The organism is Ancylobacter sp. (genome assembly GCF_965249975.1).
Taxonomy (GTDB): Bacteria; Pseudomonadota; Alphaproteobacteria; order Rhizobiales; family Xanthobacteraceae; genus Ancylobacter.
The window spans coordinates 257,069-281,160 of record NZ_CBDFNE010000004.1 but is presented as its reverse complement, the minus strand read 5'-3'; the positions used below and the strand labels follow the sequence as shown (position 1 = coordinate 281,160).

Below are 24,092 nucleotides of genomic sequence, written 5' to 3'. Positions count from 1 at the left end.
CTTCCTAGCCACAGCGGCTGGTGCGGGGCTGCCGTCAACGCCGGAGAGCCGGCTTCCCTTGCTCGGCGAAGCGGCGCGCCCCGTCGAGACCCAACTGCGCCTTGGTGGCGGCATTGATGCCGTAGAGGTCCTCGCGCGTCACCAGCTGCCCGGCGGAATCGACGAAGCTGGTGAAATAGACGAGGTGGATGGGGAATTTGTTCTTCAGCGTGAGCGAGCGCTCATTGCCGCCAAGCAGGCGCGACAGGCGCTGCTCGGTCCATCCCTCCTTGGGCAGGCCAAGGGCGAACAGCGCCTCGGCGAAGGCCATCGGCTCATGCACCCGCACGCAGCCATGGCTGAAGGCGCGACGGTCGCGAGCGAACAGAGCGCGGCTCGGCGTGTCGTGCAGATAGACCGAGTGCTTGTTGGGGAACATGAACTTCATCCGCCCGAGCGCATTGCGTTCGCCCGGCTCCTGACGGAACGAATAGCCCTGCGTGCCCCGGCGCCAGTCCACCATGCCGGGGTCGACCACCCGGCCATTGCGCACCACGTCGATTCCCTGGCGCTGCAGCGCATAGGGGTCGGCCTGCAGCTTGGGCAGCATCTCGTTGCGCATGATGCTGGGCGGCACATGCCAGGAGGGGTTGAACACCACATACTGCATCGTCTCGTCGAGGATCGGCGTCGGGCTCTCCGGCTTGCCGACGACGACCCGCGTTTCATGCACCGTGCCGCCATCGACGATGATGCGCACCATGAATTCGGGAATGTTGACGATCACATAGGTCGGCGCCACCTCGTGCGGCACCCAGCGCCAGCGCTCCATATTGGCGATGATGTCCGGCACCGGGTCGCCGCCCGTGTCGTTCAGTGCCGCCACCGTGCCGCGTCCGACAATGCCATCTGCGGCAAGGCCGGCCTGGCGCTGGAAATCCTCCACCGCCCGCACCAGCGCGGAATCATAGATCTCCCCGTCCCCGCGGGGCTCGACACCCAGCCGCAACCGCAGCAGCGGCACGCGCGGGTCGCTCTCACCGGGACGCACCGACGGGCCGGGCGGGATCGGCGCGTGGGAAACGGCCTGTTCCCGGGCCATCAGCCGCGCCAGCTGTTCTTTCAGCAGCAGATATTGCGGGTATTGCGGCGCGAAGCTCGCCAGCACGGCGCGCGCCGCCGCCGCGTCCGGCGCGCCGGCGAGCCGGGCCAGCACATCGGCCGAATCGGGCACGGTCGGGTTCGGGTCGACATCCTTGGAAAGCTTCTTCGGGTCGAACCGGCCGCTCTGCGCGTGCCGGGCGTAAAGCAGCGCGGTGGCGGCGAGCCGCATTTCGGCTTCGGCGCGTTGGGCCGCATCGGCCGTCGCCGGAAGCGGCGGCAGGGCGTAGTCGGTGGGGTCGAGCCCTTCGCTGGCGGCTGCGGCAAAGCTGTCGAGCGCCGCTTGTCCGAGCGGGGAGACCCCACCTTCCTGTGTGAACACCGGCTGGAAGCCACGCGCGGTGTAGAAGGCGGCCAGCGCCTCGCGGTCCGCCGGACGGGTTGAAAAGCGCGGCAGCGAATTGCCGATCAGCGCGGCGAGCTGGCGGGAGAACGCCGATTCGGCGGTCTCCGTCGGCGCGGCGGGCACGGGGCCGCCGGACGTGCCTTCGCCAACGCTTGGGGCCCCATTGCCAACGCTGGGAGTGGCCGGCAAAGCGTCCGCAGGGCCGGCATCGACCGGCGCGGCGGGAAGCGGCTCGGCCGGGCTCGGTGCCGCCAGCGCCGCGCTGCGCGCCGCACTCGGGCGGGCGGGATCGGTCGCGTCGAAATGCGGCGCCTCCGTCGTGATCAACGGCAGCGGCGCCGCCGGCTCGCCGGGGCGCACGAGACTCGCGGTCGCGGCGGCAGGGGACACGTTCTCGGAGGAGGTGGTTGCACCAGCGGGGCCCTCGCCTGTTCCCTGGCCGGCGCGGTCGACGGCGACGATACTGCCGGGCGCCTGCTGCGCCTGGACGCTTAGCCCCACGCTGCTCACCGTGGCCAGCAGCAGGCCGGCCGAAGCCGCCAGAACGCGCCGCGCGGCCGTACCGCTTGCCGTGGCGCCTTTGTTTTCGACCGTCTCAATAGCGCCGCGACCGGACATGGACTTCTCTCCGCCTGTTACCCACCGGGGCGCCTGGCCACGCCGCTCCCGTTGGGAATCGGCGACGATCAGAACATAGCCCACACGGGGTTCAACTCACGAACACGGCAGGCGGATCCCCGGGGAATCTCTCGCCCGGCACTCTGCCCCGGCATGGTAAAGGCGGTGTTAAGCATGGCACCTCGCGACGCTCCGCGCAGCGGCACGGCCAGCCCCTCGGTAAGGCTGGTTGGGCCGATGCAGCGTACCGTCTTCTTCCCTTGCTCCCGCGCCCGCGATTCCTATAATCCGCGCCTTTCCTGAAAGGGGCGGAAAGCAGAATGAGCGACCTGACGGCCGGAACGGCCGCCGACCATCGACCCGTCGCCATCATCATGGGCAGCCAGTCGGACTGGGACACGATGCGCCACGCCGCCGAGACGCTGGACGCGCTCGGTGTCGGCCATGACTGCCGCATCGTCTCGGCCCACCGCACGCCCGAACGCATGTTCACCTTCGCCAAGGCCGCGAAGGCGGCGGGGACAAAGGTGATCATCGCCGGTGCCGGCGGCGCGGCGCATCTGCCGGGCATGGTCGCCTCGCTCACCACGCTGCCGGTGTTCGGCGTGCCGGTCGAATCCAAGGCGCTTTCGGGTGTCGACAGCCTCTATTCCATCGTGCAGATGCCGGCGGGCATTCCGGTCGGCACGCTCGCCATCGGCAAGGCCGGCGCCACCAATGCCGCGCTGCTCGCCGCCGCTGTGCTCGCCCTCACCGACGACGCGCTGGCGACCCGGCTGGCGGAATGGCGCGCCGCCCGCACCGCCGCCGTGACGGAGCGCCCGGAATGAGCACGGAACCGAAGATTCTCTCGCCCGGCGACACGATCGGCATTCTTGGCGGCGGCCAGCTCGCCCGCATGATCGCCCTCGCCGCCGCCCCGCTCGGCCTGAAGGCGCATATCTACGCGCCGGAAGAGGGCAGCCCGGCTTTCGATGTCGCCAGCGCCCACACCCGCGCCGCCTATGACGACTTCGCCGCGCTGGAACAGTTCGCCAAGTCGGTCGATGTCGTCACCTATGAATTCGAGAACGTGCCGGTCTACACGGCCGAATTCCTCGCCCGCCATGTGCCGGTGCATCCCGGCGCGCGGGCGCTCGGCATTACCCAGGATCGCCTGGAAGAAAAGACCTTCGTCTCCCGCCTCGGCATCGAGACCGCGCCCTTCGCCGCCGTGCATGACGAGGCGGAGCTGGAAGCGGCGCTGGCCGAGATCGGCCGCCCGGCAGTGCTGAAGACCCGCCGCTTCGGCTATGACGGCAAGGGGCAGGTCATCATCCGCGAGGGTGATGATGCCGCGGCCGCGTTCAAGGCGGTGGGTCGCCATCCCTCGATCCTCGAAGGTTTCGTGCCGTTCGAGCGCGAAGTCTCCGTGGTCGCCGCCCGCACCGAGGATGGCCGCTTCAAGGCCTATGAGGTGACGGAGAACGAGCACCGCCATCACATCCTGTTCCGCTCCAAGGTCCCGGCCAATGTGACCCCGGCGGTGGACGCGGTCGCCCGCGAGATCGCCCGGCGCATCGGCGAATCGCTCGGCTATGTCGGCGTGTTCGCGGTGGAAATGTTCCTCGTAGTGGTACACGGCGCGCAGGGCGTGATCGTCAATGAGATCGCCCCGCGCGTGCATAATTCCGGCCACTGGACCCTGAACGGGGCGCTTACCAGCCAGTTCGAACAGCATGTGCGCGCCATTGCCGGCTGGCCGCTCGGCGCGGTGGAGCGGCTCGGCCATGTCGAGATGACCAATCTTATCGGCGACGAGGCCGACAGCTGGAGCGACCTGCTGGATGAGCCCGGCGCGCATCTGCACCTCTACGGCAAGGCGGAAGCCCGCCCCGGCCGCAAGATGGGCCATGTGACGCGCATCTTCGAGGAAGAATAGGCCACGCGGGCGGAGCCACCCTCCGCCCCGCGCGTTTTGCCGCTTCGCATGGCGGGGGACAATCGCTCACGCCTTCGTGCGCGGCGCCGTTGAAATGTCGCCGCCGCCGGGGGCGTATAGGCAGGAACGTCACCGACCCGAGCGGACCCGCCCATGCCCTTCCTGCGCGAGAATTCCGGCAAGCTCAGCCCCGAGAAAATCGGCGCGCTGGTGATCGTGCTGCTGCCCTTCGGCCTGCTGCTGGCACAGATCCTCAGCGGCGGCTTCGCCGCCTCCGAACCACCCGGACTGGGGGGCGCCGGTTTGGGCGGCGGCGGGCTCGGCGGGCCGGCGGCCGGGGGCGGGCTGGGCGGCGAGGCGGCGCTAGGCGCCCGCCCGCTGATCCAGGTAATTCACTTCGTCGGCGACTGGGCAATCCGGCTGCTGCTGCTCTCGCTCGCGGTCACGCCGGCGCGGCGTCTGTTCAACGCGCCGAAACTGCTGCTGACGCGCCGCACCCTCGGCCTTGGCGCCGCCGCGCTCATCGGCGCGCATCTCGCCGTCTATCTCGTCGATGTCGGCAGCCTCGCTACGGCGGCGAGCGAGATCGTGCTGCGCATTTATCTCACCATCGGCTTTATCGCCGTGCTGGCCTTTGCCGCGCTGTCGGCAACCTCCTGGGACGGGGCGATCCGCCGGCTCGGCGCGGCGCGCTGGAACCGGCTGCACCAGCTGGTCTACCCCGCCACCGCGCTCGCTCTCCTGCACTTCTTCATGCAACAGAAGCTCGACGTGACTCAGCCGGTGCTGATGACCGGCCTGTTCGTCTGGCTGATGGGCTGGCGGGTGCTGCAGGCTTACGGGCGCGGCACCGGCTTTCTCAATCTCCTAGCGCTGGCCGCCGCCTCCGGCATCCTCACCGCGCTGATCGAGGCCGGCTGGTACGCCGCCGCTACCGGCATCGCCCCTCTGCGGGTGCTGCAGGCGAACCTCTCATTTGCCTATGCCATCAGCCCGAGTTGGTGGGTGGCCGGCGCCGGCCTCGGCGTCGCGGTGCTGAGCGACATCGCCCTGCGGCTGCGGCCCCTGCCCGTCCGCCGCGCCGCGCGGGCGTGAAGGGTCAGCCGACCGCGCGCTCCAGCCACGCGCCCGCCTCTTCCTTCGGCAAAGCCGTCCAGCCCGCCAGCTGGTGGCGGAACCAGGTGTCCTGCCGCTTGGCGTAATGGCGCGTGTCGAGGATAGCCCCCTCGATCGCCGCCTCCACCGTGATCTCACCGGCGAGATGGCGCGCGAACCACGGCATGCCGTGCGCCTTGAGCAGCGGCCGGTCCGCCGGCAGGCCGCGCGCCAGCAGCGCCCGCGCCTCCTCGAGCGCGCCTTCGGCCATCATGGCGTGGAAGCGCTCGGCGATGCGGGCGCGCAGCGCTGTCCGGTCGGTGGCGAGGAACAGCCGCACCGTGCTTTCCGCCGCCAGCACCGGCGCCTCGGCCGGGTCCTGCTGCCACTGCGCCAGCGGCCGTCCCGTCGCCTCGAACACTTCCAGCGCCCGCATCAGCCGCTGCGTGTCGGAAGGCCGCAGCCGCGCCGCCGTCTCCGGGTCAACCACCGCGAGCCGCGCGTGCAGCGCCAGTGCATCGAGGTCGAGGCCGCGCACGCGGGCGCGGATCACATCGGGAATCGGCGGAATCGGTGAGAGCCCCTGGGTGAGCGCCTTGAAATAAAGCCCGGTACCGCCAGTGAAGATCGGCAGCCACCCCTCATGCTCCGCCTCGGCCAGCGCCCGCGCCGCGTCTTCCAGCCACCGCGCCACCGAATATTCGTCACCGCCATCGACATGGCCATAGAGGCGGTGCGGCGCGCGCGCCTCCTCCTGCGGGGTCGGCCGCGCCGAGAGCACCCCGAGGTCGCGATAGACCTGCATGGAATCGGCATTGATGACGACGCCGCCCACCCGCTCCGCCAAAGCGAGCGCCAGCGCCGACTTGCCGCTCGCCGTCGGTCCTGCAATAAGCACGGCGCGCGGGCGCGCAGCATTCTCGGTCACGCCCGCCTCGCTCTTCCGGGTTTCCATCCTGCCTTTTTGCCCGACGCCGGCCCGGCGGCAAGGTCCCAGTCGCTGCCATGTCGCACTCCCTGCCGCTTGTCGCCATTTTCATCTCCTCGCCCGCCGCCCCGGCGGTGGATGAGGCGCTGCTCGCCCGCGCCCGCGCCGCCCTCCCCGCGCCCGGCCCGGCACGCTGGCTCAACCCCGGCATCGCGGCGGAAATCGCCTGCGCCGACGGCGCGGACCTCGCGACCCTGCGCGCGACGCTGGGCGACGCCCCTGTCGATGTGGCGCTGCTGCCGGCGGAAGGGCGGCGCAAGCGGTTGTTCCTCGCCGACATGGATTCGACCATGATCGGCCAGGAATGCATCGACGAACTCGCCGACTATGCCGGGATGAAAGCGCATGTCTCCGCCATCACCGAGCGCGCCATGCGCGGCGAGATCGCCTTCGAGCCGGCGCTGCGCGAGCGCGTCGCCCTGCTCAAGGGCCTGCCGCTCGCCGTCGTGGACGAGGTCATCGCCGCGCGCATCCGCCTCACCCCGGGCGGCACCGCGCTGGTGCGCACCATGAAGGCGCAGGGCTCCCACACGATGCTGGTTTCCGGCGGCTTCACCCTCTTTACCGAGCGCGTGGCGGAGATGATCGGTTTCGACGCCCACCGCGCCAATGTGCTGGTGGCCGATGGCGAGGCCTTCGCCGGGCTGGTCGAGGAACCGATCCTCGGCCGCGAGGCCAAGCTCGCCGCGCTGGTGGAACTGCGCGCGGCGCTCGGCCTTGGCCATGGCGACACGCTCGCCGTGGGCGACGGGGCGAACGATCTCGCCATGATCGGCGAAGCGGGCCTGGGCGTGGCCTACCATGCCAAGCCCGCCGTCGCCGCGGCGGCGCAGGTGCGGATCGACCATGGCGACCTCACCGCCCTGCTCTATCTCCAGGGTTATACGGCCGAGGAATTCATCGCCGCCTGAATGGCGGTCATGGCGCCAGCGGCGGCAGGATGATCGGGCTGCGCAGCGGGTCGTTGGGAATATCCACCGGCGGGGCCAGCGGCGGGGCGGCGCTTCCCGGCGCGCTCTGCCCGGGCACAGTGTACTGGCCATAATAGGATTGCGGCGCCGCCGGCCGGGCGGCACTGGCAGGTGCGCGCGGCGTGGCCGGCTGCGGCGTCGCCCGCGGGGCCACGGCGGCGCCACCGGCACGCGGCGCGGCCTGCGGCGTGGGGCGGCGTACCGGCGCCGCGTCGGTGGCCTGCCCGCCATCGGTCAGCGGCGTGCGGCCATATTCCGCTTCCAGCCGCCTTGTCTCCCGCTCCAGCGCCCGCATGTTGATGGCGGTGCTGAGCGCGGTGAGATCGAAACGGCGCTCCGGCGCCGTCAGCGGGCCACGCCATTGCACCGCGCCGCCGCCGCCGGCGCGGCGGGCAGGCCGGCGTTGGCGACATCCTGCATTTCCAGGGTCGCCTCGAAGGTCAGGGCCGGGATATCCAGCGCCCCGCTCAGGCCGAAGCGCTGTTCGCCCACCGCGAGCCGGGCGGCGCTGGTGCGGGCGACGCCATCCACCACGCTGACCGCGCTTTCCACCCGCGCCAGCTTCAGCGGCGCCCGCGCCAACCCGTCGCTGAGCAGCTGTGCGAGGCGCTGCTGGTCCGGCGGCGGGCCGCGTTCGGTCGCCAGCATCACATATTGCAGCGCCTTCGGGTCGCTCTGGTCGATCTCCAGCCCCTCGACCGCAACGCTGCCCTGCCCCTGCAACTGGCTGGCCAGCGCGAAGGGCGAGGTGCCGCGCCCGGTGAGGTCGAGCGTGGTGCTGACGCGGCCGCGCAGCTTCGGCTGCGTCACGCCGAGGGCGGCGAACAGCGCGGCGCTGTCGGCATTGGTCAGGGCCAGTCGTCCGTCGAACTGCACCGTCTGGCCGGTGCGGGCGAGGTTGAACTTGCCGGCGAAATTTCCGCCGGCGAGCGTGCCATTCGCGCTCTCCACCGCAAGGCGCCCCTCGCTCAGCCGCGCCGCCACCTTCGCCTCGCCCAGCATCAGCCCGCCGGGAAGATCGAAGCGCCCGACATTCAGCGTCACATCGGCAGCGAAGGCCGCGGCGGCCGGACCGAAGCCCGCCCGTGACCATCCTTCCGCCCCGCCGCCATCGGAAGCGCCGACGACAAGCGCGAGCGCCGGCGCGAGGCTCCATTGCGGCAGGTTGAGTGCCGCCCGCAGCGGCTGACCCGACGCATAGGCAAGGGTACCGTCGAGACGCTGCGCACCCAGCGTCCCGGCCAGCGCGCCGATCCGCCACTCCTCGCCGGCGCGGGTGAGCGTGCCGGTGAAGCGGGCCGGCACCGCGCCGGCGGCCCGCACGGCGTTCTGCGGCAGCAGGGCGGCGAGATCGGCAGCGTCCAAGGTCAGGGCGAGGTCGGGTTCAAGCCGCCCGGCGGCGTCGAGCGCCGCCTTGCCTTCCGCCCGCAGCCGCGCCCCGGCAAATTCGAGCGTCGCCGCGACCCGCTGGTCGAGATCGAGGGTAAGCCGCGCCGGGCCGAGAGCGGGCCGCAGCCCCGGCACGCCGGCACTGGTGAGCACCGCGCTGCCGTCGCGCGCATCGAGCGCCATGTGTCCGCTCAGGCTGCCATCGGCGGCAAAGCCGAGCTTCCCGGTGCCGGAAAGACCGCCGAGCCGGCCGCCGGCATCTACCGTTGTGCGCCCGTCCTGCGACACCAGCGTCAGGGTGAGGTCGACAGGCGCGAGGCTCGCCTGCGCGGCGGAAAGGAAGGGTTCGATGCGGGTGAGGCCGAACGCCCCGGCAAGGCCCGGCAGGCCCTCGGCCCGCCGGCCGGTGAGCTTGGCGGAGAAGCGCGCCGTGCCGGCTCGATCGTCGCCCAGAGCGGCGAGCCGTCCGCTACCGGTAAGATCGAGCCCGGCGAAATCCTCCAGCGCGAGGCGCTCGATGCCGAGCCCCTCCGCCGTGCCCTTGAGGATGAGGTCAAGACTGCGGGCGCTGCCACCGGCAAGCCGCACCTGCCGGCCGCCGACGCTGAGATTGAGATCGGTCGTCCCGAGGCCGAGGGCCACCAGCTTCTGCATTGGCGGCAGCAGCGCGTCGACATCGACATCCGAGGTGGTCAGCACCGCGTCGATGCGCCCACGCCCCGGCGCCACCGGCAGCGTATAGGCGGCCGTGCCCGCAAAGCGGCTGTCGCCGGCGGCAAGCTCCAGCTTGTCGAGCGCGAAGCCGCCAGCGCTCACACTGAGGTCTCCGGCAAGCCGCGCCGCCCCGGCCGGCAGGCTCGCCACCAGCCCGCTGGCCTGCGGCACCGCCCAGGCGACGAAGCCCGGCAGATCCTGCGCCTCCAGCACGCCCGTGCCGCCGAACAGCGCCGCATTGGGATCGCCGGTGCCGGCCACGCGTGGCAGGGTGCCGGAAAGCGCGATCCGCGCCCCGCCGGGCAGCCGCGCCTCCAGCGTGCGGGCACGCCAGCCGCCGGGCGACCAGTCGAGCCCGGCTTTCACCTCGCGCGCCGCCGCTCCGGCAAGCAGCACCGTGTCGCTGGAAAGATCGAGCGAGCCGACCATGGCGAGATCGGCGAGGGGCGCCAGCAGCCGCGCCAGCGCATCGGTCGCCGCCAGCGGCGTCGCGCCGCCGGTCAGCGCGGCAAGATCAAGCTGGCGGGCGGCAAGGGTGAGATCGAGCCGCGATTCCGGGACACCGGGACCGGCCGCGACCAGGCGGGCGGAACCCGACAGCGCCACCGGGCGCTCGGCAGCATCAAGCGTGAGACTGAGATCGGTGGCGGCGACGGTCTGCGGCGTCGCATCCACCTTGGCGGCGAGGCTCCAGGCCTTGAGCGGGTCGCCCCCCGTGGGAGTGGGAGCGGGAGTGGCGGTGCGCACCAGCGCCGCCCGGCCGCGAAAGCTCGGCGCGCCACCGGCAAGGTTCAGCACCCCGTCCGCATCGACGCTGAGCGGCGAGCCGACATTCTGCGCGCTGAGCCGCAGCTTGGCGGTGCCGTCGGCGGCGAAGGCCGACACATTCAGCCGCACCCGCCGGCGCAGGCCGGCCGCATCGGCCTCACCATCCAGTTTTATCGGTCCCATCGAACCGCCGACCTCACCGGTAAGGTCCACGTCGTCGAGCTTGAACGCGCGCTGATTGGCGCGGTCCAGCAGTTCGAAGCTGCCGTCGAGGACGGAGAGTTGGGCGACGCTGAACCCCGCCGGGCGGGCGGCACCGGTCGGAAGCGAAATTTTTCCTGAATTATCAATTACTAAGCGGGCCCGTGGACGCAGTAGCGTGACCTGATCGGCCACCACGTCGCCGCGCATCAACGCCCCAAGATTAAGCCGGCCCGACAGTTCCGCCGCCGAGAGCGAGGTTCCGCCGCCATCAAGACCTATGGAAACGTCGCGCAGAATGACACGCGGCGTGGGGAGAATCTGCGCGTCGATCGGGCCGCGGATGATGACAGGCGCCCCCATCGTCCGGGCCGCCTGCGCCTCGAACACCGAGCGCCACTGCGACCAGTCGACGACGAACGGCGCCGCGAAGGCCGCCGCGACGGCCAGTATGATCGCGCCCGCAATCGTCAACAGCAGGTTCTGCACGCGTTCCTCCGGCCTTTCGGCCCCGGCGTCCCGCCCGCTGGCGGATGCCCGACCACTCTACGCTAGATGGTTGATAATTTTCGCGTTCTTAGCGGTATGTGCAAGGCGCGAATTGAGGCAGACCGCCGCGAGCGCGCCGCGGCACCGCCCTCGCGTCCCGGCTCAGGGCAGGATCTTGCCCGGATTCATGATGTCGTGCGGGTCGAGCGCCTGCTTGATCGCCCGCATCGCCCCCAATGTGGCGGCGCCATGCTCGGCCTCCATATAGGCGCGCTTGCCCTGCCCGACTCCGTGCTCGCCCGTAGCTGTGCCGCCCATGGCCAGCGAGCGCTTGATCATCCGGGAAATGAAGTCCTTCGCCTTGGCGACATCCTGCGGGTCGCTCATGTCCACCAGGGTGACGGTGTGGAAGTTGCCGTCCCCGACATGACCGACGATCGGCGCCAGCATCCCCATTTCCTCGATGTCGCGTTTTGTCTCGTCAACGCAATCGGCAAGGCGGGAGAGGGGGACGCAGACATCAGTGGCGAGAGCCTTGGCGCCCGGCTTCAGGGGCAGACAGGCCCAATAGGCATCATGCCGTGCCTGCCACAGGCGCGTGCGCTCCTCCGGCCGCGTCGCCCAGCGGAAACCGCCCCCACCATACTCAGCGGCGATCTCGCTAAATCTCTGACTCTGCTCGTGGACGCTCGCCTCCGTGCCATGGAACTCGACGAACAGCGTCGGCTGCTCGGCCAGGTCGAGCTTGGAATAGGCGTTGCAGGCCCGGACCTGCACTTCGTCGAGCAGTTCGATGCGAGCGATGGGGAGGCCCGTCTGGATGGTGAGGATGACCGCATCGCAGGCGGCGCGGACGCTGGGAAAGGCACAAACCCCGCCGGAGATCGCCTCGGGGAGGCCGGCGAGCCGCAATGTCAGGCTGGTGATGATGCCGAGCGTGCCTTCAGCCCCGACGAACAGCCGCGTGAGATCGTAGCCGGCCGATGACTTCTTCGCCCGCCGCGCGGTGGTGATCACCTCGCCATTGGCCAGCACGGCGGTGAGCGCGATGACGTTGTCCTTCATCGTGCCGTAGCGCACGGCATTGGTGCCGGAAGCGCGGGTGGACGCCATGCCGCCCAGCGAGGCATCGGCGCCGGGATCGATGGGGAAGAACAGGCCGGCGTCGCGCAGATGCTCGTTCAGCTGCTTGCGCGTCACTCCCGGCTCGACCACGCAGTCGAGATCTTCCGTGTGCACCGACAGAACCCGGTTCATCCGCGACAGGTCGATGGAGATACCGCCCCTCGGCGCGTTGATCTGGCCTTCCAGCGAGGAGCCGGCGCCAAAGGCGATCACCGGCACGCGGTGCTGCGCGCAGGCGCGCACGACCCGCTGCACTTCCTCGGTGCTTTCGACGAACACCACCGCATCCGGCGCCTCATTGGCAAGCCAGGTGACGGTGTTGGCGTGCTGCTCGCGGATGGCCCGACCGGTGGCGAGCCGCTCGCCGAAATGGGCGGACAGAGTGGCGATCACCTGCTCTACCGCCGCACCACTCGCAGGCGCCGCAGGACGCTCCTCGACACTGGTTTCCATGCCACCCTCCCGACGCTCGTCTCGGCCCCTGCACCCGGCCGCAGCCGGCCGCCTCAAGGGCATATACCTTATGCCGCCCCCCCGCGACTCCCGGCCGGGGGACGCTGCCGCGCAAAAAGCACGACGAAACCCCGCCATCGCAAGAATTCGGTCATTCAAACGCCATCACAGCAGGTGACGACTGCATGGAAAGTCGGCACAATGCTTGTCAATAAGGCAGCGCGCTACCTCGCGCTCATAACGGTCGGGATGGTGTCATGCTGGACGGGATCGATTTCGAACCCGTGTTCTTCGCGCCCTTCGTGTCGTCCGTGATGACGGTTGACGCCGGTTGGGCCGATCACAACGGGCATTTACACGCAGCGTTCTACAGCCTGCTTTTCGACCGCGCGGTCGATGAAGCGGTGTTTCTTGTGGGGCTTGGGCCGCACATGGTGGAAAGCCGGCGGGCGTCCTTCGTCACAATGGAGGCGCATCAGCGCTTCCAGCGCGAGCTTCGCGCCGGGCAGGAAGTGCGGGCGACGCTCCGCCTCATCAATTACGACGACAAGCGCATGCATCTGTTCCAGGAGTTGCACCACGCCCGCGAGGGCTGGATTGCCGCGACCTATGAGCAGATCGCCCAGCATGTCGAGGCCGGCACCCGCCGTGTGGTGCCCTTCCCCGACGAGGTGCTGGAGCGCTTGGCGCTGATGAAGGCGGCCCATGGGGCGCTGCCCATGCCGGAAGGGCTCGGCCGGCCGGTCAACATGCCGATCCGGCTGAGCTGACCGGCGCTCAGGGCCCACAAGCCCTCGGGGGTATCACCCCCGGAAGGCGGGCGTGGTGTTGCGCCCGCGATCGGCGGTCAATTCCAGCGTCGTCCAGCCCTCAATGGTGCGGCGGCGCTTGAGCCGCAATCCCTGGGCGCGATAGGCCGCCAGCGCCGCATTGGCGTGCGAGGGTAGCAGGCCTGACAGCACCACCGTGCCGCCCGGCGCCAGCAAACGGCTCAGCGGCCGGGCGATCCCCTTGAGCGGCGCCAGCAGAATGTTGGCGAGGATCAGGTCGTAAGGGCCATGGCGGCGGAAAGCCCCAGCCCCGAGACCGGGGGCGTGGATGAACTGGATATGCGGCGCGGCGCGGTTCGCCACCGCATTGGCCCGCGCCGTGGTCACCGCCACCTTGTCGATATCGCTGGCCAGCACGGGGGCGTGGAACAGCCGCGCCGCTGCCATGGCCAGCACCCCGGTGCCGGTGCCGACATCGAGCGTGCGTGCCGGCCGGCGCTGCTTGCCGAAGGAATCGATGGCGGAAAGGCAGCCCTTGGTGGTGCCGTGATGGCCGGTACCGAAGGCGAGCGCCGCCTCGATCTCGATGCCGATGCGGTTGGCCGTCAGCCGCCCGCGATCATGCGAGCCGTGAACGACAAAGCGCCCAATGCCCACGGGGGCAAGCCCCTCGAGCGAGGCGGCCACCCAGTCCTTCTTGTCGAGCAGCGAGAAGGTCGCAGCGGCGGCGGCTTCAGGCGAGACGAGCGCGATGAGATCGCGCACCATCTCCTCGTCCGGAGGATCGCCGAAATACACTTCGACCGCCCAGCCCGAGCCCTCGGCGCGGTCCTCCACCTCGAAGGCGGCGGCGGCGACCTCCGCCGGGTCGAAGCTCTCGCCGAGATATTCAGCAATGGCCCGCGCCTCATGCTCGGGCGCGTCCACCCGCATCACGTGCGAGGCGCCATTGGGCGGCAATCCTTCGAGCATGTCGGTCCTCACCTGGCGAGCGCATCCATGGTGCGCGTCTGTAAGCGAGGACGCGCCCGAACGCCAGCGCGCGAGCGCCTCCGCCGCTCATGCGGCGTCGACGAAGCTGTCCACCACCTTCTTTTCGCCGGCCTTGTCGAACTGCACGGTGAGCTTGTTGCCTTCCACCGAGGCGACCTCGCCATAGCCGAACTTCTGGTGGAAGACGCGGTCGCCAATAGCGAAGCGGGAGGCCGGGCCGGTCGATTTGGCGATGAGTTCGCCCTCGATCACCCGGCCGCCGCGCGCCTTCTCGCTGGCCGCGAAGCGGGAGGGCCGGTTGTCGCTGACGCTGCCACCGGAGAAGCCACCGCCGTCGCTATTGCTGCGCGCGGCGTTCTGCGCCCGCTGCCAGCCGGGCGTCGAATAGGAGGAGCCGAAGGTTTGCGCCTCGTCGAAGCGGCTGGGGCCATAGCCATAGCGCCCCGACTGGCCGCCGCCCCAGCCCTGCCCGCCGCGCGACTCCGTCACCTCCACGTCCTTCTCCGACAATTCGTCAAGGAAGCGGCTCGGCACCGCCGACTGCCACATGCCGTGAATGCGCCGGTTGGAGGCGAAGAAGACCTTGGCGCGGCGCCGCGCACGGGTGAGCCCGACATAGGCGAGGCGGCGCTCTTCCTCCAGCCCCGCGCGGCCCTGCTCGTCCAGCGCGCGCTGGTTGGGGAACACGCCCTCCTCCCATCCGGGAAGAAACACCGTGTCGAATTCCAGCCCCTTGGCCGAATGCAGCGTCATGATGTTGACGGCATCGCCGCCGGCGGCGCCTTCGACATCCATCACGAGAGAAATATGCTCAAGGAAGCCGATGAGGTTCTCGAACTGCTCCATCGAGCGCACGAGTTCTTTCAGGTTGTCGAGCCGCCCCTGCGCGTCGGCGGAGCGGTCCTTCTGCCACATCTCGGTGTAGCCGGATTCGTCCAGCACGATCTCGGCCAGCTGGTTCTGCGGCAGGCTCGTCATCTGGTCCCGCCAGCGATCGAAGGAAGCGACGAGGTCGCGCAAGGTGAGCCGCACCTTCGGCTTCAGCTCCTCGCTCGCCACCAGTTCGCGCGCCGCCTCGATCAGCGGCAGCTGCGCCGCGCGGGCGTGATCATGAATTTGCCGCAGCGCCGCGTCGCCCAGACCGCGCTTGGGCACATTGACGATGCGCTCGAAGGCGAGGTCGTCGGACGGCGAGGCGATGACGCGCAGATAAGCCAGCGCGTCGCGGATTTCCGCCCGCTCATAGAAGCGTGGGCCGCCGATGACACGGTAGTTCAAACCCAGCGTGACGAAACGCTCTTCGAACTCGCGCATCTGGAACGAGGCGCGCACCAGAATGGCGATCTGGGTCAGCGCATGGCCCTGGCGCTGAAGCTGTTCGATCTCCTCACCGATGGCGCGGGCTTCTTCCTGACTGTCCCATGCACCGGTGACCGTGACCTTCTCGCCGCTCTCGCCTTCCGAGAACAGTGTCTTGCCGAGCCGGCCCGCATTATGCGCGATGAGGTGGGCCGCCGCGCCGAGGATATGGCCGGTGGAGCGGTAGTTGCGCTCCAGGCGCACCACGGTGGCGCCGGGGAAATCGGCCTCGAAGCGCAGGATGTTGTCCACCTCCGCCCCGCGCCAGCCATAGATCGACTGGTCGTCGTCGCCGACGCAGCAGACATTGCGCGAACCCGCCGCCAGCAGGCGCAGCCAGAGATACTGCGCGACGTTGGTGTCCTGATATTCGTCGACGAGAATGTAGCGGAAGCGGCGGTGATACTCCGCCAGCACGTCCGGGTTCTCGCGCAGCAGGCGGATGCTCTCCAGCAGCAGGTCGCCGAAATCGACGGCGTTGAGCGCCTTCAGCCGTGCCTGATAGGCGGCGTAGAAGGCGCCGCCGCGCCCATTGGCAAAAGCAGAGCCCTCGCCCGCCGGCACCTGCGCCGGGCCGAGGCCGCGATTCTTCCACCCATCGATGATGTTGGCCAGCAGCCGGGCCGGCCAGCGCTTCTCGTCAACGCCTTCGGCCTGCAGCAACTGCTTGAGCAGCCGTATCTGGTCGTCCGTATCGAGAATGGTGAAGCCGGATTTCAGCCCCACCAGTTCCGAATGCCGGCGCAGCATCCGCACACCGATGGAGTGGAAGGTGCCGAGCCAAGGCATGCCCTCCACCTCCTCCCCGACCATGGCGCCGATGCGCTCCTTCATCTCCCGCGCCGCCTTGTTGGTGAAGGTCACGGCAAGAATCTGCGAGGGCCAGGCAAGGCCGAGCGAGAGGATATGGGCGATGCGGGTGGTGAGCACCCGTGTCTTGCCGGTGCCGGCGCCAGCCAGCACCAGCACGGGGCCGTCGGTCGCCTCCACCGCTGCCCGCTGCTCGGGGTTGAGGCCGTCGAGATAGACGCCGCGCGCGTGCCCGGCCCCGTCGGGACGCGCCAGCGCCGCCGCGCGCGCGGCGATGCCACCGGGGCGCGGGGAGGCCGCCGGCAGGTCGAAGGGGAAATCGGCGGGGTCACCGTCCGGGGTGTTTCGGGGGTCGGCCAACGGCCTGCTCACAGTCATGATGAATGATTCTTGGCGGAACAAAATGGCACCGGCATGCCCGTTTGGCGAGGGCGGTTCGGATTGGCGAGGTTTTCAGCTGGCGCGATAGCCCAGCGCGGGCAGCTCGGCACCGATATGGGCGCCCAGAGCCCGCGCCGCCAGCGAGGGACGCGGATCGGCATATTCCAGCGCGATGCCTATGCTGGGTAGCGCCGGCATGCCCTGCGTGACGATGTGCAGGTCCGGCGGCACCGCCATGCGGGTAAGCACCGCAATCGCATGGCCGGAGCGGGCGATCGCGATCAGGCCGGCAAGGCTGTTGCTGGCGAACGCCACCCGGTAGCGCCGTCCCACCTGTTCCATCGCCGTGCACGCGGCGCGGTAGTCGAGCGTAAGCGGCGCGGAGAGCGCCAGCGGCAGGGTGGCCTGCGCGAGCACGGCGGGCGCGGGATCATGGGCCACCCAGACGAATTCCTCCGGCCGGATCACGTCGCCGCCAGCGGGATCGGGCACCGAGACCAGCGCCATCTCGATCTGCCGCCGGTGCAGCAGCGGACGAAGTTCCAGTGTCGGCGCACAGACCATGCGCAGTTCGACATCGGGATAGAGCGCGCAGAAGCCGCGCAGAAGCTCCGGCAGGAAGGCGGCGGAATAGTCCTCCGGGCAGCCGAAGCTGACCGAGCCGCGCAGACCGGTGCCCACCATGTCGGCGAGGATTTCGTCGTGGCGCGCGAGTAGGGCGTCGGCATGCACCAGCAGCTTCTCGCCTGCCGTGGTGAGACGCACGCCGGAGCCGCTGCGGTGCAGCAGCGGCTGCCCGAGCGCGCTCTCCAGCCGGTGCATCTGCATGCTGAGCGCCGACTGGGTGCGGCCGATCTGCAGGCAGGCGCCGCTGATCGAGCCGGCGCGCGCCACGACGGTGAAGCTGCGCAGCAAAGCGAGGTCGAGGTCGGGAATGGCGGCCATGCCGCCATCAGTTTCATCAATATCGGAATGAAACAATATCAGTTTGCTTGAGAGCGGCACCACCGCTAGCTCTTATCCACCGCCATACGGGGATGAGCCATGTCGCTGAATGCCGATCCCGCCTTCTGGACCGCCGCCAACACGCATCTCACGCGCTATGGGCCCAGCTTCGAATCCATCATCGTCGAGCGGGCGGAGGGCAGCTTCGTCTACGACGCCGACGGGCGCGGCATTCTCGACTTCACTTCCGGCCAGATGAGCGCGGTGCTGGGCCATACCCACCCCGACATCGTCGCCACCGTCGAGCGGCAGATGGGCCGGGTCGCGCATCTGTTTTCCGGCATGCTGTCCCGGCCCGTGGTGGAGCTTGCCTCCCGCCTCGCCGCGCTCGCCCCGGGGCTTGACCGGGTGCAGTTGCTCTCCACCGGCGCGGAATCGAACGAGGCCGCGCTACGCATGGCCAAGCTCGTCACCGGCGGGCACGAGGTCGTCGCTTTCGCGCAGAGCTGGCACGGCATGACCGGCGCGGCGGCGGCCGCCACCTACAGTGCCGGGCGGCGGGGTTATGGACCGGTGACGCCGGGCTCCTTCGTCATTCCCGCGCCCAATTCCTACCGCCCGCGCTTCGCCCATGCCGACGGCGCGAATGACTGGCAGACAGAACTCGACGACGCTTTCGCGCTGATCGACCGCCAGTCCACCGGAGCGCTCGCCGCCTTCATCGCCGAGCCTATCCTGTCCAGCGGCGGTATTCTCGAACTGCCACCCGGCTATCTCCGCGCGCTGAAGCAGAAATGCGAGGAGCGCGGCATGCTGCTGATCCTCGATGAGGCGCAGACTGGCATCGCCCGCACCGGCCACATGTTTGCCTTCCAGCGCGACGGCGTGACGCCCGACATCATGACGCTGTCGAAAACGCTCGGCGCCGGCCTGCCGCTCGCCGCTGTCATGACCACGGCCGAGATCGAGCAGAAGGCGCATGAAAAGGGCTATCTGTTCTACACCACCCATGTCTCTGATCCGCTTCCGGCCGCTGTCGGCGTCACCGTGCTCGACGTGGTCGAGCGCGACGGGCTGGTGCAACAGGCGATCGCGCGCGGTCAGCGGCTGAAGGACGGATTGCTCGCGTTGCAGCAGCGCCATGACTGCGTCGGCGATGTGCGCGGGCGCGGCCTGCTGCTGGGGCTGGAAATCGTGCTCGACCGCGGCACCAAGGAGCCGGGCTTCGAGCTCGGCGCGCGCGTCATGGAAGAGGCGATGACGCGCGGGCTGAGCATGAACATCGTCAAACTGCCCGGCATGGGCGGCGTGTTCCGCATCGCCCCGGCGCTCACGGTGAGCGAGGCGGAGATCGACCTGGGGCTGGAGATCATCTCCGACTCGATCACAGCCGCCAGCGGCTGAGACGCCCGCCGCGCCCGCCCGGACCGCTGCGCAGCGATCCGGGCGGCACAGGGCGCTGGCATCGGCTGGCCGGGCATGGTCTGATCGATCAGATTCCGCCCGTGCAGCACCAAGGCCCATCATGTTCGACGCCAAGTTCCAGACCTTCGCCGATTCCGCCGCTCCCGCGCTCGGCACCGCCCGCCTGAAGCTGCTGCGCGAGGAACTGGAGCGACGCGGGCTCGACGGCTTCCTTATTCCCCGCGCCGACGCGCACCAGAACGAATATGTCCCGCCCTGCGACGAGCGCCTCGCCTGGCTGACCGGCTTCACCGGCTCGGCCGGCGTCGCGCTGGTGCTGCGGAACGAGGCGGCGATCGTGGTCGATGGCCGCTACACGCTGCAGGCCGCCGCGCAGGTCGACACGACCTCCTTCACGGTGGTGCCGCTGGCGGAAACCACGCCCGAGCGCTGGCTGGAGACGCACCTGCCGGCGGGCGCTCATTTCGGCTACGACCCCTGGCTGACCACCGTGGACAGCGAGCAGAAGCTGCGCCGCGCCACCGCCGCTGCCGGCGGGGTGCTGGTGGCGGTGGACGGCAACCCGGTAGACGCGGTGTGGCGCGATCGTCCGGCGCCCCCGCTCGCCCCCGTGACGCTACGCGATCCGGCGCTGGCCGGCGAAAGCGCCGCCGACAAGATCGCCAGGGTGCAGAAGGCGATCGGCGAGCAGAAGCTCGACGCACTGGTCATCTCCGACCCGCATTCCGTCGCTTGGACCTTCAACATTCGCGGCGGCGACGTGAATTTTACGCCGCTGCCGCTGTCTTGGGCGCTGATTCCGCGCAGCGGACGACCGACGCTGTTCATCGACGCCCGCAAACTCTCCAATGCGGTACGCGATGCCCTCGCGCCCATCGCCGAGATTGCCGAGCCGGTGCTGCTGGAACGTGCCGTGGAAATGGCGGCGTCGGGCGGCGCCACCGTCCGGCTCGACCAGGCGACAGCTCCGGCGCTGCTGGCGGCGCGGATTGAGGCCGCAGGCGGCAAGGTCTCCAACGCGGTGAGCCCGGTCGCGCTGATGCAAGCGGCAAAGAATGCCGCCGAGCTTGACGGCATGCGGGCCGCGCACCGGCGCGACGGCGCCGCGCTCGCCCGCTTCCTCGCTTGGTTCGACGCGGAAGCCCCGAAAGGCGGGCTGACCGAGATCGACGCGGTCTGTGCGCTGGAGAGCTTCCGGCGCGAGACGGGCGCGCTCAAGGACATTTCCTTCCCAAGCATTTCCGGCGCCGGGCCGAACGGCGCCATCGTGCATTACCGCGTCAGCGAGGCGACCAACCGGCCCATCCGCCCGGATGAATTGTTCCTCATCGATTCCGGCGCGCAATATGAGGACGGCACCACCGATGTGACCCGCACCATCGTCGTCGGCACGGCGAGCGCGGAGATGCGCGACCGCTTCACCCGGGTGCTGAAGGGGCACATCGCCATTGCTCGGTCCGTGTTCCCACTCGGCACCTCGGGCGCGCAGCTCGACAGTTTCGCCCGCCAGCACCTCTGGGCAGCGGGGCTGGATTTCGACCACGGCACCGGCCATGGCGTCGGCGCCTATCTCTCGGTGCATGAAGGGCCGGCCCGCCTTTCCAAGGTCGGCACAGTGCCGCTGGCGCGCGGGATGGTGCTGTCCAACGAGCCCGGCTACTACAAGACCGGCGCCTATGGCATCCGACTGGAAAATCTCGAGATCGTGGTCGACGGCCCGGTGATCGAGGGGGCGGAGCGCACGCTGCTCGGTTTTGAGACGCTGACGCTGGCCCCGTTCGACCGGCGCGGGATCGAGCCCACTTTGCTTACAGCCGACGAGATCGCCTGGCTCGACGCCTATCATGCCCGGGTGCGGGCACAGATCGGCCCGCTGGTCGACGCGCCGACCCGGCTCTGGCTGGAGGCCGCTACGGCCCCGCTCTGATGGCGTCGCTTCCGCGCCTCCACCGGCCACAAGCGGCCGAGAAATAGGTAATGGTTCAATGGAACCATCGTCGATGACCGGCATTATCCCCGCGACCGATGTAACGGGACGGCTGGAGATTCGACGATGACCACCATTCTTATCGTTATTCTTATCCTTATCCTTATTGGCGCCCTGCCGAGCTGGGGCTACAGCCGCAATTGGGGCTATGGCCCCAGCGGTCTGGTCACCATCCTGCTGGTGATCCTGATCGTGATGATGCTGACCGGGCGCCTCTGACCGTCGCGCACCGGAGTGGAAAAGCCGCCGCGTCTCCCCCCGCGGCGGCTTTTTCGTGTCTGCGAAACGAACGCGGGGGCGGGGTGAACGTTTAGCCGCGCAGCACCGCTGCGGCTTCCTCCGCCGGCACCACCTTCGCGCCGGCGAACTCCAGTGCCGCCATCATCGCCGCCTGCACGGCGGGCGCGGGAACTTCCGTGCCGTTGAAGGCCAGCGGCAGTGTCGCCGTCGCGTCATGCGCGAGCGTCACCTCATAGCCGAGATCGAGCGCCGCCCGGCTCGCCGCGTCCACGCACATATGGCTCATCGCGCCGACGATCACCAGTCGGGAGACCCCCTGCCCGCGCAGCAGGCTGTCGAGATCGGTGCGCAGGAAGGCGTTCACCTCCTCCTTCACCACGACCGGCTCGCCCTCTTGCGGTGCGAGGCTGGCATGGATCTCCGCGCCCGGCGTGCCTCGCGTGAAGAACGGCGAGTCTTCGCCGGTCATTTCATGACGCACATGCACCACGCCGGCGCCCGCTTTGCGCGCCAGGGCGAGAAGTTCGCCCGCCTTCGCGGCGGCGGCGTCCGTGCCTTCCAGTGGGAAGCGGCCGCCGGGGAAATAATCGTTCTGCAGATCGATGATGAGAAGCGCGGTGTCAGACACGGCGGGCTCCAATGGTCATGAAGGGGGCGCCAAGGTCGGCCCCGCGCCACTTCCCTGTCAACTGGCGCCGACCAGCGCCAGCCATTCATCCTCCGAGAGCACCGCGACGCCCAGTTCCCGTGCCTTGGCGAGCTTGGAGCCGGCATCGGCACCGGCAACGACATAGTCGGTCTTCTTCGACACCGAGCCCGCCACCTTGGCGCCCAGCCGCTCGGCCATGGCCTTGGCTTCGTCGCGGGTCATCTTTTCCAGCGTGCCGGTGAACACCACCGTCTTGCCGCTGACCGCACCGGAGCGGGCGACCGCTTCCATGGGCTCGGGCGTCACCTCGCGCAGCAGCGCCTCGACCGCTGCCTGGTTGTTCGGCTCGCCGAAGAAATCGACCACCGCCTCGGCCACCACCGCGCCGATGCCCTCGATGCCTATGATCTCCTGCCAGGCCTCGTTGCCCTTGGGGTGTGCCTCGCCAGGGGGTATCGCCGCTAGCGCCGTCTCGCGCAGCGCCTCGATGGTCGGGAAATGGCGCAGCAGGCGCTTGGCATTGGTCTCACCGACATGGCGGATACCGAGCGCATAGAGGAACCGATTGACGGGCACCTGCCGGCGCGAGGCGATAGCGGCGAACAGATTCTTCGCCGAGGTCTCGCCCCAGCCTTCGCGGTTTTTCAGGCGGGTGAGCGCGCCGGGCGCGGAATCGCGGGCCTCGAGCGTGAAGATGTCCGCTGGCTGCTTTACCAGGCCGGCCTCATAGAAGGCCTGCACCTGCTTCTCGCCCAGCCCTTCAATGTCGAAGGCGTCGCGCGAGACGAAATGGCGGATGCGCTCCACCGCCTGAGCCGGGCAGATGAGCCCGCCCGTGCAGCGGCGCACCGCCTCGCCCTCCTCGCGCACGGCATGGGAGCCGCAGGCGGGGCACAGCGTGGGGAAGATATAGGCCTTTGCATCGGCTGGACGGCGCTCGATTTCCACCGCCACCACTTGGGGGATCACGTCGCCGGCGCGCTGGATTACCACCCAGTCGCCTTCGCGAATGTCGACCCCGCCGCGGATCGGCTCGCCATTGCCGCCAATGCCGCTGACATAGTCCTCATTATGCAGCGAAGCGTTGGAGACAACGACGCCGCCCACCGTCACCGGCGCGAGTTTGGCCACCGGTGTCAGCGCCCCGGTTCGCCCGACCTGGATTTCGATCCGCTCCAGCCTTGTGACCGCCCGCTGCGCCGGGAATTTATGCGCCAACGCCCAGCGCGGCGAGCGCGAGACGAAGCCGAGCCGGCCCTGCAGCGCAAGGCTGTCCACCTTGTAGACGACGCCGTCAATGTCGTAACCGAGCATGGCCCGCTGCTCCCCGATGAGGCGGTAATGCGCCAGCAGCTCCGCCGCCGTATGGCAGCGCACGGTGAGCGGGTTGGTCGGCAGACCCCAGCGCTTGAACGACTCGATGACGCCGAACTGCGTATCGGCGGGCAGCCCGACCTCACTCACTTCGCCCCAGGCATAGGCGAAGAAGCGCAGCGGTCGGCTCGCCGTTATCTTCGGGTCCAGCTGGCGCAGGCTGCCGGCCGCCGCGTTGCGCGGATTAGCGAAAAGCGGCTTGCCAGCCTCCTGCTGGCGCTCATTTATGGCGGCAAAGGCGTCGTGGCCCATATAGACCTCGCCGCGCACCTCGAACACGGCCGGCACATCCGCGGCCTTCAGCCGCTGGGGAATCTCGCCAATGGTGCGGACATTGGCGGTGACATCTTCGCCCTCGAAGCCGTCGCCGCGCGTCGCCGCCTGCACGAACACGCCGTTCTCGTAGCGCAGCGAACAGGACAGCCCGTCGATCTTCGGCTCAGCGGTGAAGGTCACCTCCGCGTCGGTGGCAAGGCCAAGGAAGCGGCGCACACGGGCAACGAACTCCTCCACCTCCTCATCGGCAAACGCATTGCCGAGCGAGAGCATCGGCACCGCATGGCGCACCTTGGCGAATTTAGCGGAGGGTGTGGCGCCGACCTTCTCCGAAAGGCTGCCCATGCCGCGCAATTCGGGAAACTGCGCCTCGATCGCCTCATAGCGCCGGCGCAGCGCGTCATACTCCGCATCGGAGACGGTCGGCGCGTCGTCCTGGTAATAGCGCCGGTCATGGCCGGCGATCTCCTCGCCGAGCTTTGCGTGCGCAACGGCCGCCTCGTCGGCGGTCATTGCCGCGACATCCTCGGCGGCGGCCACGTTCGGCAGTTCGTCGGCCGGCGTGGTGGAAGAAGACGTTGGGGATCGCGACATCACACTCACCGCAGGCTTGGGCGGGGCACCGCCGGGGGCCCTCTCCCTTTCCAGAAATCGCCCGCCGGCTC

18 protein-coding genes are annotated in these 24,092 nt (G+C 69.4%); 8 read left to right on the top strand and 10 right to left on the bottom strand.

Features of this window, described 5'->3' with window-relative positions; genetic code table 11:
• Positions 1–34: 34 nt before the first annotated feature.
• Positions 35–2,104 (bottom strand): L,D-transpeptidase family protein, encoded by a 2,070-nt coding sequence (locus ACP2AH_RS05795; RefSeq protein WP_425104943.1) that lies wholly within the window; start codon positions 2,102–2,104, stop codon positions 35–37.
• Positions 2,105–2,424: 320 nt separating this feature from the next.
• Here ACP2AH_RS05795 and purE point away from each other — a divergent pair, with 320 nt between their 5' ends.
• The 3 genes from purE (at position 2,425) to ACP2AH_RS05780 (ending at position 5,120) form a co-directional block, all read left to right on the top strand.
• On the top strand, positions 2,425–2,934 hold the full coding sequence (gene purE, locus ACP2AH_RS05790) for a 5-(carboxyamino)imidazole ribonucleotide mutase (protein WP_421699590.1): 510 nt from the start codon (positions 2,425–2,427) through the stop codon (positions 2,932–2,934).
• Positions 2,931–4,025 (top strand): 5-(carboxyamino)imidazole ribonucleotide synthase, encoded by a 1,095-nt coding sequence (locus tag ACP2AH_RS05785; RefSeq protein WP_425104942.1) that lies wholly within the window; start codon positions 2,931–2,933, stop codon positions 4,023–4,025. Before purE ends, ACP2AH_RS05785 begins: the two co-directional genes overlap by 4 nt.
• Positions 4,026–4,178: 153 nt before the next feature.
• Positions 4,179–5,120 carry a sulfite oxidase heme-binding subunit YedZ gene (locus ACP2AH_RS05780; protein WP_425104941.1) on the top strand — a complete coding sequence of 314 codons (942 nt, stop codon included), beginning with the start codon at positions 4,179–4,181 and terminating at the stop codon, positions 5,118–5,120.
• 4 nt (positions 5,121–5,124) lie between these two features.
• Here ACP2AH_RS05780 and miaA read toward each other — a convergent pair whose 3' ends face one another.
• Positions 5,125–6,075 carry a tRNA (adenosine(37)-N6)-dimethylallyltransferase MiaA gene (gene miaA, locus ACP2AH_RS05775; RefSeq protein ID WP_425104940.1) on the bottom strand — a complete coding sequence of 317 codons (951 nt, stop codon included), beginning with the start codon at positions 6,073–6,075 and terminating at the stop codon, positions 5,125–5,127.
• 62 nt (positions 6,076–6,137) lie between these two features.
• On the opposite strand from miaA, the gene serB reads away from it, so the two are divergent.
• Positions 6,138–7,019 carry a phosphoserine phosphatase SerB gene (gene serB / locus ACP2AH_RS05770; RefSeq protein ID WP_425105360.1) on the top strand — a complete coding sequence of 294 codons (882 nt, stop codon included), beginning with the start codon at positions 6,138–6,140 and terminating at the stop codon, positions 7,017–7,019.
• A 7-nt stretch (positions 7,020–7,026) separates the two neighbouring features.
• On the opposite strand, the gene ACP2AH_RS05765 is transcribed toward serB, so the two are convergent.
• From ACP2AH_RS05765 to ACP2AH_RS05755, 3 genes are all read right to left on the bottom strand, one after another.
• Positions 7,027–7,446 carry a hypothetical protein gene (locus ACP2AH_RS05765; RefSeq protein WP_425104939.1) on the bottom strand — a complete coding sequence of 140 codons (420 nt, stop codon included), beginning with the start codon at positions 7,444–7,446 and terminating at the stop codon, positions 7,027–7,029.
• Positions 7,425–10,640: an AsmA family protein gene (locus ACP2AH_RS05760; protein WP_425104938.1), complete on the bottom strand. Its 3,216-nt coding sequence runs from the start codon at positions 10,638–10,640 to the stop codon at positions 7,425–7,427. The genes ACP2AH_RS05765 and ACP2AH_RS05760 overlap by 22 nt, the downstream gene beginning before the upstream one ends.
• Before the next feature lie 162 nt (positions 10,641–10,802).
• A complete protein-coding gene (locus tag ACP2AH_RS05755) occupies positions 10,803–12,218 on the bottom strand; it encodes an FAD-binding oxidoreductase (protein WP_425104937.1) in 1,416 nt (471 codons plus the stop codon).
• A gap of 257 nt (positions 12,219–12,475) precedes the next feature.
• On the opposite strand from ACP2AH_RS05755, the gene ACP2AH_RS05750 reads away from it, so the two are divergent.
• Positions 12,476–12,988 (top strand): thioesterase family protein, encoded by a 513-nt coding sequence (locus ACP2AH_RS05750; protein ID WP_244450570.1) that lies wholly within the window; start codon positions 12,476–12,478, stop codon positions 12,986–12,988.
• Between the two features lie 33 nt (positions 12,989–13,021).
• On the opposite strand, the gene ACP2AH_RS05745 is transcribed toward ACP2AH_RS05750, so the two are convergent.
• The 3 genes from ACP2AH_RS05745 to ACP2AH_RS05735 form a co-directional block, all read right to left on the bottom strand.
• Complete coding sequence (locus tag ACP2AH_RS05745) at positions 13,022–13,960, bottom strand: 50S ribosomal protein L11 methyltransferase (RefSeq protein ID WP_425104936.1); 939 nt, start codon at positions 13,958–13,960, stop codon at positions 13,022–13,024.
• Between the two features lie 87 nt (positions 13,961–14,047).
• Positions 14,048–16,528 carry an ATP-dependent helicase gene (locus ACP2AH_RS05740; RefSeq protein ID WP_425104935.1) on the bottom strand — a complete coding sequence of 827 codons (2,481 nt, stop codon included), beginning with the start codon at positions 16,526–16,528 and terminating at the stop codon, positions 14,048–14,050.
• A gap of 75 nt (positions 16,529–16,603) precedes the next feature.
• A complete protein-coding gene (locus ACP2AH_RS05735; protein WP_425104934.1) occupies positions 16,604–17,476 on the bottom strand; it encodes a LysR substrate-binding domain-containing protein in 873 nt (290 codons plus the stop codon).
• Positions 17,477–17,575: 99 nt separating this feature from the next.
• Between ACP2AH_RS05735 and ACP2AH_RS05730 the strand changes: the two genes are divergently transcribed.
• The 3 genes from ACP2AH_RS05730 to ACP2AH_RS05720 all read left to right on the top strand — a co-directional run bounded on the left by ACP2AH_RS05730 (position 17,576) and on the right by ACP2AH_RS05720 (position 21,107).
• Positions 17,576–18,880, top strand: coding sequence for an aspartate aminotransferase family protein (locus tag ACP2AH_RS05730; protein ID WP_425104933.1), 1,305 nt, complete (start codon positions 17,576–17,578; stop codon positions 18,878–18,880).
• 121 nt (positions 18,881–19,001) lie between these two features.
• Complete coding sequence (locus ACP2AH_RS05725) at positions 19,002–20,828, top strand: aminopeptidase P family protein (RefSeq protein WP_425104932.1); 1,827 nt, start codon at positions 19,002–19,004, stop codon at positions 20,826–20,828.
• 126 nt (positions 20,829–20,954) lie between these two features.
• A complete protein-coding gene (locus ACP2AH_RS05720; protein WP_244450564.1) occupies positions 20,955–21,107 on the top strand; it encodes a DUF3309 domain-containing protein in 153 nt (50 codons plus the stop codon).
• 91 nt (positions 21,108–21,198) lie between these two features.
• On the opposite strand, the gene ACP2AH_RS05715 is transcribed toward ACP2AH_RS05720, so the two are convergent.
• Both ACP2AH_RS05715 and ligA read right to left on the bottom strand, forming a co-directional pair.
• The gene (locus ACP2AH_RS05715) at positions 21,199–21,756 is read right to left on the bottom strand and encodes a cysteine hydrolase family protein (RefSeq protein WP_425104931.1); all 558 of its coding nucleotides are present in this window, start codon (positions 21,754–21,756) and stop codon (positions 21,199–21,201) included.
• A gap of 57 nt (positions 21,757–21,813) precedes the next feature.
• Entirely contained in the window at positions 21,814–24,021 is a 2,208-nt protein-coding gene (ligA, locus tag ACP2AH_RS05710; RefSeq protein WP_425104930.1) for an NAD-dependent DNA ligase LigA, read from the bottom strand.
• Positions 24,022–24,092 lie beyond the last annotated feature (71 nt).

Coding starts and splice junctions, on each gene's coding strand:
- ACP2AH_RS05725 (WP_425104932.1), top strand. CDS start 19,002: ATGTTCGACGCCAAGTTCCAGACCTTCGCCGATTCCGCCGCTCCCGCG.
- ACP2AH_RS05780 (WP_425104941.1), top strand. CDS start 4,179: ATGCCCTTCCTGCGCGAGAATTCCGGCAAGCTCAGCCCCGAGAAAATC.
- ACP2AH_RS05785 (WP_425104942.1), top strand. CDS start 2,931: ATGAGCACGGAACCGAAGATTCTCTCGCCCGGCGACACGATCGGCATT.
- ACP2AH_RS05795 (WP_425104943.1), bottom strand. CDS start 2,104: ATGTCCGGTCGCGGCGCTATTGAGACGGTCGAAAACAAAGGCGCCACG.
- ACP2AH_RS05730 (WP_425104933.1), top strand. CDS start 17,576: ATGTCGCTGAATGCCGATCCCGCCTTCTGGACCGCCGCCAACACGCAT.
- ACP2AH_RS05745 (WP_425104936.1), bottom strand. CDS start 13,960: ATGCTCGAAGGATTGCCGCCCAATGGCGCCTCGCACGTGATGCGGGTG.
- ACP2AH_RS05755 (WP_425104937.1), bottom strand. CDS start 12,218: ATGGAAACCAGTGTCGAGGAGCGTCCTGCGGCGCCTGCGAGTGGTGCG.
- purE (WP_421699590.1), top strand. CDS start 2,425: ATGAGCGACCTGACGGCCGGAACGGCCGCCGACCATCGACCCGTCGCC.
- ACP2AH_RS05740 (WP_425104935.1), bottom strand. CDS start 16,528: ATGACTGTGAGCAGGCCGTTGGCCGACCCCCGAAACACCCCGGACGGT.
- ACP2AH_RS05750 (WP_244450570.1), top strand. CDS start 12,476: ATGCTGGACGGGATCGATTTCGAACCCGTGTTCTTCGCGCCCTTCGTG.
- miaA (WP_425104940.1), bottom strand. CDS start 6,075: ATGGAAACCCGGAAGAGCGAGGCGGGCGTGACCGAGAATGCTGCGCGC.
- ACP2AH_RS05735 (WP_425104934.1), bottom strand. CDS start 17,476: ATGGCCGCCATTCCCGACCTCGACCTCGCTTTGCTGCGCAGCTTCACC.
- ligA (WP_425104930.1), bottom strand. CDS start 24,021: ATGTCGCGATCCCCAACGTCTTCTTCCACCACGCCGGCCGACGAACTG.
- ACP2AH_RS05720 (WP_244450564.1), top strand. CDS start 20,955: ATGACCACCATTCTTATCGTTATTCTTATCCTTATCCTTATTGGCGCC.